Consider the following 6,329-nt stretch of genomic DNA (forward strand, 5'->3'; position numbering starts at 1 on the left):
CTCCTCAGGCTCTCGCAGTGGTCGCGGCTGGAATCCGTCCCTCGAGCAGACCGCGGGCGGCGGCGGCGACCTTCTCGGCCGACGGCGTCACCTCCGCCTCCATGGCCGCGGCGACCGGCAGCGGGACGTTGCCGCCGGACACCCGCACGATCGGTGCGCGCAGGTCGTCGAAGGCCTCCTCGGCGAGGATCGCGGCGACGCCCGCCCCCCAGCCGAGCTGGCCGGGGTTCTCCTCGACGATCACCACCCGGCCGGTGCGCCGCGCGGAGGCGAGCACGGCGGCGGCGTCGAGGGGGACGAGGCAGCGCAGGTCGAGCACGTCGGCGGTGACCCCGTCCCCGCCCAGTGCGTCCGCGGCCTGCTCGCACATTCCGACGGTGCGGGCGAGGCCGACGAGCGTGACGTCGTCGCCGGCGCGGCGCCGGGCCGCCTCCCCGAGCCCGACCAGGTGGTCGCCGGTGGGCCGCTCGGCCTTCGTCCCGAACAGGGCCTTGTGCTCGAAGACCAGCACCGGCTCGTCGTCGCGGATGGACGCGGCGAGCAGCCCCCACATGTCGTCAGGCGTCGACGGTGAGACGATCTTGATGCCCGGGATGCACATCGCCCAGTTCTCGACGGATTGGCTGTGCTGGGCGCCGAACCCGAGCCCGCCGCCGTTGGTCCCGCGGACGACCAGCGGCATCGTCAGCTGGCCCCCGGTCATGTAGCAGGCCTTGGCGATCTCGTTGGCGATCTGGTCCCAGCACGTGGCGTAGAAGTCGGAGAACATGATCTCCGCGACCGGACGGAGCCCGGCGGCGGCGGCCCCCATCGCGGCCCCGGCGATGGCCTGCTCGGAGATCGGGGTGTCCCACACCCGGGCGGCGCCGAAGCGGTCCTTCAGGCCGGCCGTGGTCTTGAAGACCCCGCCCGACCCGACGTCCTCGCCGAGCAGCACCACGGACTCGTCGCGGGCCATCTCCTGCTCGAGCGCCGCCGCCACGGCCTCGCGGAACGTCAGTTGCGCCACGTCGAGCTCCCGTCGCTCCACATCCCGGTCCACGCCGCGGCGGCGTCCGGGGCCGGCTCCGCCAGGACGTGCGCGGCCAGCGCGTCCATCTCGCCCTTGACCCGGGCCACCAGCGCCTCGGACTGGTCGACGGTCATCTCGCCGGACCGCGCGAGGTCGGTCGCCAGCCGGACGAGCGGGTCACGGGCCCGGGCGGCCGACACCTCGTCGGGGTGGCGGTAGGCCCCGCCGTCCGCCACCGAGTGCCCGGTCAGCCGGTAGGTCGTGGCCTCGACGAGCGTCGGTCCGTCGCCGCGACGGGCGCGCTCGACGGCGGCCCGCGCGACCTCCCGGACCGCGGCCACGTCGTTGCCGTCGACGACGAGCGGCTCCAGGCCGTACGCGGGCGCGCGGTCGGCCGCGGGCCGCTCGACGGGGATCACGTCCCCGATCGGCGTGTACTCCATGTAGTGGTTGTTCTCGCAGACGAAGACCGCCGGGAGCTTCCACACCGCGGCGAGGTTCACCGCCTCGTGGAAGGCGCCGATGTTCGTCGTGCCGTCGCCGAAGAAGCAGGCCGTGACGCCGCCGTCGCCGCGGATGCGGCTCGCCCACGCCATCCCGACCGCCGTCGGGATGTGGCCGCCCACGATCGCGTACGACCCGTAGTAGCCGTGCTCGACGCTCGTGATGTGCATCGAGCCGCCCTTGCCGCCGCACACCCCCCCGACGCGGCCGAGCAGCTCGCGCAGCACCGCCTCCTCGGAGGCGCCGCGGGCCAGGGCGTGGGCGTGGCCGCGGTAGGTGCCCAGCGAGGCGTCGCCGGGGCCGAGCGCGGCGGCCACGCCCACCGCGATGGCCTCCTGCCCGAGCCCGAGGTGGGCCGGGCCCCGGACCCGTCCCTGCCGGTAGAGCACGTCGAGCTTCGTCTCGAACTGGCGGATCCGGAGCATGCGCTCGTACAGGTCCCGCAGGTCCGACGCTGCGTGCGCGGGTCGGGGAGGGGCGGCCTCGGGCGCTTCCACGCCGCCGAAAGTAGTGACGCACGTCGCACCGGGGCATCGTCCGCGCAGGCCAACAGATCGCGCGGGCTTCGGCCGCCGGTGCCGACCTCAGGCCGGGACCGGCAGCGCCGCCGCGCGCTCCAGCGCCGCCTCGACGTCGTCGCGCGTGAGGTCGCGGTGCGTCACGAACCGCACCCCGGGGCCGAACGGGACCGCCCGCACCCCGACCTCCTCGAGCCCGGCGACGACCGTCGCCGCGTCCGAGGTCGTCACCAGCACGATGTTGGTCTCCGGGGTGGACACCGGCCAGCCGCGCGCGGCCAGCTCGTCCGCGAGCAGCCGCGCGTGCTCGTGGTCGGCGGCCAGGTCGGCGACGTTGTCGAGCGCGAGCAGGCCCGCCGCGCCCAGGACGCCGCCCTGCCGGATCCCGCCGCCGAGCATCTTGCGCAGCCGCCACGCCCGCCCGATGAACGCCGCCGACCCCGCCACGACCGAGCCCACCGGTGCGCCGAGGCCCTTGGACAGGCAGACGCTCACGGTGTCGACGCCCTCGGCGAGCTCCGCCGGGGTCACCCCCCGGGCGACCGCCGCGTGCCAGATCCGGGCGCCGTCGAGGTGGACCGCGAGCCCGGCGTCGCGGGCCGCGGCGACGAGGGCCCGGTGCTCGGCCACGGGGGTCACCGCGCCGCCCGCGGAGTTGTGGGTGTTCTCCAGGCACAGCAGCCGGGTGCGCAGGCCGAAGTACGGGCCCGCGGTGCCGGCCGCCGCGGTGACCCCGTCCGGCGTCGGACGGCCCGGCCCGGCGGCGTGCGGCAGCGGTGCCGGGACGCCCCCGGCGAGCCAGGCGGCCGTCCCCAGCTCGGCCTCCAGCACGTGCGCCCCGGCCGGCGCGAGGAAGCGGTCGCCGCGCTGCAGGTGGTCCATGAGCGCGATCGCGTTGGCCATGCAGCCGGTCGGGGTCCACAGCGCCGCCTCGGTGCCGAGCAGGTCCGCGACGCGGCGCTGCAGGGCGTCGAGGGTGGGGTCGCCGTCGAGGACGTCGTCGCCGACCTCGGCGGTCGCCATCGCGTGGCGCATGGCGTCGGTGGGGCGGGTGACGGTGTCGGAGCGCAGGTCGACGGGGGTCACAGGGGTCAGAGCCTAGACAGAGGTCACAGTTCATCCTCACCCGTATCCTCGGGACACGTGATCCCCAACGTCCTCGCCACGCGCTACGCCTCACCCGCCCTGCGCGACCTGTGGTCGCCCGAGCGCAAGGTCGTCGCCGAGCGCGAGCTGTGGCTGGCGGTCCTCGCCGCCCAGCGCGACCTGGGGATCGAGGTCCCGGACGGCGTCCTCGACGACTACCGGCGCGTGCTCGGGACCGTCGACCTGGACTCGATCGCGGCCCGCGAGCGGCGCACCCGCCACGACGTCAAGGCCCGCATCGAGGAGTTCGACGACCTCGCCGGCCACCAGCACGTGCACAAGGGCATGACGAGCCGGGACCTCACCGAGAACGTCGAGCAGCTCCAGATCCGCGACTCGCTGCGGCTGGTGGCGGACAAGACGGTCGCGGTGCTGGCCCGGCTGGCGCGGCTGGCCACGGAGTACGACCAGACCGTGATGGCCGGGCGCTCCCACAACGTCGCGGCCCAGGCCACGACGCTCGGCAAGCGGTTCGCCTCCGCCGCCGACGAGACCCTGGTCGCGTACCGCCGGCTCACCGAGCTGGTCGAGCGCTACCCGCTGCGCGGCGTCAAGGGCCCGGTCGGCACCGCGCAGGACATGCTCGGGCTGCTCGACGGCGACGCGACCAAGCTGGCCGACCTGGAACGGCGGGTCGCGGCCCACCTCGGGTTCTCCGAGGTGCTCACCAGCGTCGGGCAGGTCTACCCCCGCTCGCTCGACCACGACGTGCTCTCCGCCCTGGTCCAGCTCGCCGCCGGGCCGTCGTCGCTGGCCACCACGATCCGGCTGATGGCCGGCCAGGAGCTGGTGACGGAGGGCTTCCAGGCGGGCCAGGTGGGCTCGAGCGCGATGCCGCACAAGATGAACACCCGGTCCTGCGAGCGCGTCAACGGCCTCGCCGTCGTGCTGCGCGGCAACGCCTCGATGGTCGCCGAGCTGGCCGGGAACCAGTGGAACGAGGGCGACGTCTCGGACTCCGTCGTGCGCCGCGTCGCCCTGCCCGACGCCTTCTTCGCGATCGACGGGCTGCTCGAGACGTTCCTGACGGTGCTCGACGAGTTCGGCGCCTATCCCGCGGTGATCGCCCGCGAGCTGGACCGCTACCTGCCCTTCCTGGCGACGACGGCCGTGCTCATGGCCGCCGTCCGCGCAGGGGTCGGCCGCGAGACCGCCCACGGGATCGTCGCCGAGCACGCCCGCGCGGTCGCCCTCGACATGCGGGAGAAGGGGATCGAGGGCAACGACCTGCTGGCCCGCCTCGCCGCCGACACCCGGCTCGGGGTCTCCGAGGGCGACCTCGCGGCCGCCGTCGCCGACCCGTCGGCCTTCGTCGGCGCTGCGGGCGCGCAGGTCGCCGAGATCGCGCGGCGGGTGGCCGGGATCGTCGCGGCGCGCCCGGAGGCGGCGGCCTACGACCCCGCCCCGATCCTCTAGCCTGCCCGGCCGTGGCAACCCTCGCGGACTACCCGCACCTCGCGTCGGGGAAGGTCCGCGACCTCTACGAGGTCGACGACGAGACGCTGCTGCTCGTGGCGTCCGACCGGATCTCGGCGTACGACCACGTGCTCTCCACCCCGATCCCCGACAAGGGCCGCGTGCTGACGGCGCTCTCGGTGTTCTGGTTCGGGCTGCTCGGCAGCCGGCCCGGCGTCTCGAGCAGCGACATCCCGGCGCCGCCGGTCGCCCACCACCTCGTCGCCTCCCGCGACGAGCGGATCCCCGACGAGGTCCGCGGGCGGGCCCTGCTGGTGCGCCGGCTCGAGATGATCCCGGTCGAGTGCGTGGCGCGGGGCTACCTGGCCGGGTCGGGCACCGTCGACTACCGGCGCGACGGCGCGGTGTGCGGGGTGCCGCTGCCCGACGGGCTCACCGAGGCGAGCATGCTCCCGGCGCCGATCTTCACGCCGGCGACGAAGGCCGAGCTCGGCGAGCACGACGAGAACGTGACGTTCGCCGCCGTCGTCGACCAGCTCGGCGCGGACCTCGCCGGGGCGCTGCGCGACACCACCCTGTCGATCTACGCGCGGGGGGCGGCCTACGCCGCGTCGCGCGGGATCATCCTCGCCGACACCAAGCTCGAGTTCGGTCTCGACCGCTCCGGGACGCTCGTGCTCGGCGACGAGGTGCTGACCCCGGACTCCTCGCGGTTCTGGCCCGCCGACGGCTACGCGCCGGGCCGGCCGCAGCCGTCGTTCGACAAGCAGTTCGTGCGCGACTGGCTCACCTCGCCGGAGTCCGGGTGGGACCGCCACGGCGACGCGCCGCCGCCCCCGCTGCCCGAGCGCGTCGTCGCGGCGACCCGCGAGCGCTACATCGAGGCCTACACCCGGCTCACCGGTCAGGCCTGGCCGCCGGCGCTGTAAACGCCCCGTAGCGCCAGAGTTCACGCGGAGGTCCACCGGCCCTCACATCGGTGGGGCCTCATGGTGGGCGTGGCTCGTCTCCTGGTCTCCGCCGCCGGCCTCGCGCCCGGCGCTCCCCTCGACGCGGCCGTCCGGTGCTGCGACGCCCTCGACGCCCGCCGCGTCCCCCTGACCCTGTTGGTCGGCCCGCGGCCCCACCCCGAGGTGGCCGCGTTCGCCGCGGCCCGCCGCCGCGCCGGGGACGCCGTCCTGCTGCGCGGCACGCGGGAGGCCCACGACGGCGGCCGGCCCTACCGCCGCCTGCCGCTGCTCGAGGCCCGCCTGCGCCTCGCCGGCGCGCTGCGCTCCGCCGAGACGCTGGGCCTCGCCGTCGACGGCTTCGCCGCCCCCGGCTGGGCGGCCTCCGCAGGGACCCGGCGGGCCCTCGCCGAGGCCGGGCTCGACCTGCTCCTCGACGACGCCGGCGTCCACCGGCTCGGTCCCGACGGGGTCCGGACGACGGGCGTGGCCGGCCCGGTCGTGCGCCCGGGGCAGCCCGCGTCGTTCCCCGGGGTGCGCCTGGGGCGCCGCCGCGTGGTCGAGCCGGCGCTGCGGCACCTCACCGTCGACGTGGCGACCGGCGTCCGGCCGCTCGTCGAGGCGGTCGACGAGGCCCTGGCCGCCGACGCGATCCCCGCCGTCCCGGCCGCGCTGGTGGGGCCGGCCGGGCGTCGGCCCCGTCGTCCCGACGCGGTCGTCGACCCGGAGCTCTGGTCGACGACCGCGTAGGAGGTGCGCTCCGCGCTCGTGAGCAGAAAGTGCCGG

At 75.9% G+C, this 6,329-nt stretch carries 6 protein-coding genes; 3 read left to right on the forward strand and 3 right to left on the reverse strand.

Translation table 11 applies throughout. The annotated features are described in order from the left end of the window. Positions 1–4 precede the first annotated feature (4 nt). The 3 genes from HH311_RS20170 to HH311_RS20180 form a co-directional block, all read right to left on the reverse strand. Positions 5–1,009 carry an alpha-ketoacid dehydrogenase subunit beta gene (locus HH311_RS20170; RefSeq protein ID WP_169185467.1) on the reverse strand — a complete coding sequence of 335 codons (1,005 nt, stop codon included), beginning with the start codon at positions 1,007–1,009 and terminating at the stop codon, positions 5–7. Next, positions 997–2,013 (reverse strand): thiamine pyrophosphate-dependent dehydrogenase E1 component subunit alpha, encoded by a 1,017-nt coding sequence (locus HH311_RS20175; protein ID WP_211190514.1) that lies wholly within the window; start codon positions 2,011–2,013, stop codon positions 997–999. The genes HH311_RS20170 and HH311_RS20175 overlap by 13 nt, the downstream gene beginning before the upstream one ends. Positions 2,014–2,100: 87 nt before the next feature. Beyond that, positions 2,101–3,069, reverse strand: a complete 969-nt coding sequence (locus HH311_RS20180; RefSeq protein ID WP_248292841.1) for a GntG family PLP-dependent aldolase — start codon at positions 3,067–3,069, stop codon at positions 2,101–2,103. Between the two features lie 108 nt (positions 3,070–3,177). Between HH311_RS20180 and purB the strand changes: the two genes are divergently transcribed. From purB to HH311_RS20195, 3 genes are all read left to right on the forward strand, one after another. Continuing rightward, on the forward strand, positions 3,178–4,596 hold the full coding sequence (gene purB / locus HH311_RS20185; protein ID WP_169185468.1) for an adenylosuccinate lyase: 1,419 nt from the start codon (positions 3,178–3,180) through the stop codon (positions 4,594–4,596). Between the two features lie 11 nt (positions 4,597–4,607). Further along, positions 4,608–5,525: a phosphoribosylaminoimidazolesuccinocarboxamide synthase gene (locus HH311_RS20190; RefSeq protein ID WP_169185469.1), complete on the forward strand. Its 918-nt coding sequence runs from the start codon at positions 4,608–4,610 to the stop codon at positions 5,523–5,525. A 69-nt stretch (positions 5,526–5,594) separates the two neighbouring features. Continuing rightward, on the forward strand, positions 5,595–6,293 hold the full coding sequence (locus HH311_RS20195; protein ID WP_169185470.1) for a DUF2334 domain-containing protein: 699 nt from the start codon (positions 5,595–5,597) through the stop codon (positions 6,291–6,293). Positions 6,294–6,329 lie beyond the last annotated feature (36 nt).

The sequence above is a fragment of the Actinomycetospora sp. TBRC 11914 genome, assembly GCF_012933465.1.
Classification (GTDB): Bacteria; Actinomycetota; Actinomycetes; order Mycobacteriales; family Pseudonocardiaceae; genus Actinomycetospora.

What these genes read in the sequence shown, in the direction of transcription:
- HH311_RS20180 (WP_248292841.1), bottom strand. Translation starts at nt 3,069, where the DNA reads ATGCGCCACGCGATGGCGACCGCCGAGGTCGGCGACGACGTCCTCGAC.